Origin of the sequence: Bacillus stratosphericus (assembly GCF_020524495.1) — a bacterium.
In the GTDB taxonomy this organism is placed as follows: Bacteria; Bacillota; Bacilli; order Bacillales; family Bacillaceae; genus Bacillus; species Bacillus stratosphericus_B.
On sequence record NZ_JAIVLB010000075.1, the window covers coordinates 1 to 4,176 of the forward strand.

4 protein-coding genes are annotated in these 4,176 nt (G+C 39.6%); all 4 read right to left on the bottom strand.

The window, feature by feature from the left end; all coding sequences use genetic code 11:
- Positions 1-648 precede the first annotated feature (648 nt).
- Positions 649-2,016 carry an MATE family efflux transporter gene (locus LC033_RS16265; protein WP_226570222.1) on the bottom strand — a complete coding sequence of 456 codons (1,368 nt, stop codon included), beginning with the start codon at positions 2,014-2,016 and terminating at the stop codon, positions 649-651.
- 19 nt (positions 2,017-2,035) lie between these two features.
- Positions 2,036-3,520 carry a D-alanyl-D-alanine carboxypeptidase/D-alanyl-D-alanine endopeptidase gene (gene dacB / locus LC033_RS16270; protein ID WP_226570225.1) on the bottom strand — a complete coding sequence of 495 codons (1,485 nt, stop codon included), beginning with the start codon at positions 3,518-3,520 and terminating at the stop codon, positions 2,036-2,038.
- 53 nt (positions 3,521-3,573) lie between these two features.
- Complete coding sequence (locus tag LC033_RS16275; protein ID WP_226570228.1) at positions 3,574-3,726, bottom strand: hypothetical protein; 153 nt, start codon at positions 3,724-3,726, stop codon at positions 3,574-3,576.
- Positions 3,727-4,098: 372 nt separating this feature from the next.
- The coding region (locus LC033_RS17485) for an IS3 family transposase (protein ID WP_326849188.1) at positions 4,099-4,176 on the bottom strand (78 nt) is incomplete at its 5' end.

Sequence of the window (4,176 nt, forward strand, 5' to 3'; positions counted from 1 at the left end):
ACTACTTCTAATTGATTTCTTCTCTCTTCTTCACGTTTCGATAACATGTTCATCCCCCGCAGAATTGTGTTATTACCCTTATTATACAAAAAAGCTTGTAGACTTTGTCTACAAGCTGGGAAAGGCTTTATCAGCCTTTCTTTTTTATGAGATTATGAAAAGTGAAACATAGACTGTATGATTGAAAACTCTAAAATCCACTATTCTAGTAAATGAGGTTTTTCAATTATGTGAAAAAAACAATATCTCATCCTGCAATGGCATATGCCGGTACATTTTTTGTGATCACACTATTTGCACCAATCACTGCCCCATTCCCAGTACTTACTCCCGACATGTTCGTCGCTCCATACCCAGTCCAAACATCATGCCCTATATGGACATCTCCTTTTGCTTTAGGATGTCCTTCAATACGGGCAGCTTTGATTAAAGGATATGTTGTGAACCAATCTGTTCGGTGTTCACCTCCAAGACAAACGTCACTTCGTTTGCAATGAAACTAAACTTCCCCACGTCAGTACTTGGAAATCTGGTCAAGCATAAGAAAAGTCACCAATATCGTACGAGCTGAGTTCACTTCGTTGATTCAAAAACATAGAAGATTAGACTCCTAACAAGTGATGGATCTTGCCGCAGGATAGCCTCTCATTATGATTGAACAAGCGCAACGATCTGTTTTTTCTTCCAGATCAGCTGATAGTAGCCGAATTGAAGGAGTAGGTTTACAAAGAAAGCCGCAGGATAGCCGATCCAGATTCCCTTGATACCAAGCGATGTATAGTGTGATAGCACATAAGCAACTGGTACTTCAACAAGCCAAATCGAACAAACACTAAAGATCGTTGGCCATAGAACGGTTCCACTTGCTCTCATTGTGGCTGCAACAATTTGCGCCGTTCCAAAAATGAGATAGCTCCATAGAGAAATGACGACCAGACTATACGCAATATCGATCGTCTCAGGATCTGTTAAAAAGATGGATAAAATCTGCGGTGCAAAGATATAGACGAAAACAATAATCAATCCGCCTATGGCAAAGTTTAGTCCTAGCCCAATTTTAATGACATCTTTGAGACGATTCATGTTTCCTGCACCAATGAATTGTGCTGCGAAGATAGAGACGGCAATGCCAAGACTAACTGCTGGCATCTGCACATAGCTCACGACCTGATTGACAACACCATAGGCAGCTGTTGCCTGTGAACCATAGTCATTTACAAAAGAAATGACAGCAATTTCTGATAAAGAAATGAGGATCATATTAATGCTTGAAGGAATACTTAGCTTTAATAACGTTTTTAATAGATCCCCTTTCATCAATACATGCTTTCTAACCGACGCATCAATCCGCAGCGGATGCTTTGTTTTATATAGATAGATATGCAGAATGATAAACGTCACAATTGTTGAAATCACAGAGGAATACGCAGCGCCGTACAAACCAAAAGCCGGTAGCCCGAGCCAGCCGAATAATAAAATCGGCAACAGCAAAATATTCGTTCCTGTACTAATTATTAAAAAATAAAAAGGCGTTTTCGAATCCCCTGTCCCTCGTAAAAAGGTCGTATAGACGAAATAAAGAAATAAGATCGGCATTGAGATGAAAAGAATTCTAGCATAAGCCGCACTTTCCTCAACAATATTGGCAGGTGTCCCCATCAGATTTAAGATATCTGTTGCGAAGAAACCTCCAATGATTGCTAAAGAGAATCCGATCAAAAAGGTGAACGAAAGCGTTGTGCCTATAATTTCTTTTAATCTCTGTTCATTTTTTGCACCGTATGCTTGTCCAATCAGGATCGAGCTTCCTGACCCAATCCCAATAGAAAAAGAAACGAGTAAAAAGAAAAGTGGAAAGAATGCAGAAATCGCAGCTACTGCATCCTCTCCAATCCATCTACCGACAAGTACAATAGACACAAGCTGTCCGATTGATTGTAAAATATTGCTTAATAAAAGGGGAATCAGAAAGATGGACATGGTTTTTACTAAAGATTGATGATTATCTAACGTCATGATGGTTCTCCTTCTCTGTCTAAAGATCCTCAGCTAAGATGCTGACAATACGGTCTTCTATATCTTTTCCCTTTTCGTCATCAACAAGATGATTCAATAATATGGAAAAAGCGAGCGTTTTTCCGCTCTGCGTTTCCATATATCCAGAAAGTGTGCTGACAGTTGATAATGAGCCTGTTTTCGCACGTACTTTTTCTAGTGTAGCTGGTTCTTTCAATCTGTTCCTTAATGTGCCTCCCACCATTCGTTCACTTGCTCCTGCTAACGGAAGCGCATTTATATAGGTCTTAAACCATTTTTCTTTTTGAATGGTTGTCAAAAATAGAGTAAATTGGTTTGCAGAGACAAGGTTAATCGGTGATATGCCTGACCCATCTCTTAGCACAGTAAGTGACGGATCTATGCCAAAGGCAGAAAGTCGATCGTTTATCACATCTAGCCCTTTTTCAAAACTTCCTTTGTTCTTTACCCGCTTACCAAGTTCCTTTAACAAAATTTCTGCATGGGTGTTGTTGCTTAATTTCATCATGGGAACAAGCAGTTCTGATAAAGGCATAGATGAATGAGAGGCGATTTTTGTTGCTTTTTTAGGAACTTGTTTTGTTTTGGGTGGTCCTTTTACCTGAATTCCTTCTGCCTTAAGCGCACGTTTCATTAAGTCTAAGGCATAGGTTGTCGGCTCCCATAATGCAACCCATTGTTTAGATGTACTTGCTTTAAGTGGAATGCTCCCAGTCAAAGTAATGTCGTTCGAACCGTGAGATCGCTTAAAAGATATCTTCTTTTTTCCGCCTTCTGAAACCGTTTTTACTCGGTTGATGACATGAACAACGTCAGTCTTCGGAATCATGTCATATGTGGCTTTCTGACCAGCTTTCTTTCCAGGCTTTACTTCAAAGATTATGGTTCCAGCATCATAGTCTCGATTCGGTGAAGCTGTGAGAGCAGATATTTGTGCGCCGTAATATTGATCTTCATCACTCCAAGGCAAATCAATGGAATATCTCGTATTATCATACCAAGTGTCATCTCCCACAAGCTGTCCACGAATTGTATGTATGCCTGCCTTTTTGACTTGTTTGGCTAATGCAGCAAAATCCTCCTCTAATAAAGTAGGATCTCCTGTGCCTCGGAGATACAGGTTGCCATATAACGTTTTCTTTTGAATAGAACCATCCATCCATACGTCTGTAGGGAATGTGTGTGTTTCACCAAGTAGATCAAGGGCGATAGCTGATGTGAGCAGTTTCATATTAGAAGCAGGAGTGAGACGGATATCAGCTTGATGTTCATAAAGAAGAGAGGTATCAGAAGTATCGCGGACGCTAATGCCAGAGATAGCGCCCTCTAAATCAGGTGCTGCTTGAATGAATTCGTCTAAAACCGTGATCCATTCAGCTTGATGATCATGAGCTTTTAGATATTCATCTTTCACTGAAAAAGGGAGCAATAAAATCGACATGATCCAAATATGTAAAACCATGAACTGTGAAAAACGCTTCACGCAATCCCTCCTTTTTCATTATACACAAAAGAACGTTTGTTCTCAAAGGTTTTTTAAACAGAAAAGTCAGCTTTCTTTGACGAAAACTGACAAGCCTCTACCTTTTTTTGATTCCATCCATCGGTTTCACCAAGAACAGCCTGAACCGTGATTTGACTTGCTTCGTTTTTGGTTAAAATCGTTGACCATTTCAAGCGGTTTGTCACATTGCTCCCTTCTCGTTGTCACTGTTATCCCAATTATGCCATCCTTCTGCTTTTATTATGATCCTCCATTTTTGTATGAAGGCACGTGACGGGAGAATGAGGTCTCTACGGACTGACTAAATAAACAGATTGAGCAGCTGCCATTCACTTTTTTAACGTGGAATCAATGAAAACATAGCCGTGCGAATCTGTTGTGGATTTCGCAGTAATATACTCATTTCCAAGACTTTTTATTTCAGCTCTTTTAAAACAAGCAGTACTTTACCAAACTTCATCATCATTTTCATTGAAATATTATATTCATTGACCACAAGAAAAAACACCCAATGCTTGGGACTGACCCCCGTTTTTGAGACAGGGATCAAAACACCTTTATACAGCCAATTGCCGATAGTTTATCGGTGATTGGTTGTTTAGTTTTGTTTGAATACGAATGTTGTTATAATAATA

What these genes read in the sequence shown, in the direction of transcription:
- LC033_RS16265 (WP_226570222.1), bottom strand. Translation starts at nt 2,016, where the DNA reads ATGACGTTAGATAATCATCAATCTTTAGTAAAAACCATGTCCATCTTT.